Source organism: Psychroserpens mesophilus (assembly GCF_050617655.1).
GTDB lineage: Bacteria > Bacteroidota > Bacteroidia > Flavobacteriales > Flavobacteriaceae > Psychroserpens > Psychroserpens mesophilus_A.
The window spans coordinates 1-239 of the sequence record NZ_JBODQC010000460.1; the positions used below are offsets into that span (position 1 = coordinate 1).

Annotated in this window: 1 protein-coding gene; it reads left to right on the forward strand. The window is 48.5% G+C overall.

What is annotated here, in order from left to right; all coding sequences use genetic code 11:
* Nucleotides 1–239 (forward strand): hypothetical protein (locus ACRHNM_RS17990; protein WP_431137999.1); only part of this gene is annotated, 239 nt, incomplete at both ends.

The window sequence follows — 239 nt, forward strand, 5'->3', positions numbered from 1 at the left end:
ACGGGATCACAATCTTACGGATGAGGAACGCAGCGAAGTTATCAAACTCAACCTGGAAACCTTATTGTTGGATGCGGTGATCCCGATTATTTCAAATGGAGTAAGTGCTGCGGATGCAATCGATAACGATAATGCAATAACGACCCTGCAGGAAAGCGCCAACCTGATCCTGTCGAGCTCCCCGGCTGCATACAATGCGCTTGAAAGCGGGGATCTCAAAACGGCAGCTATTGAATTCC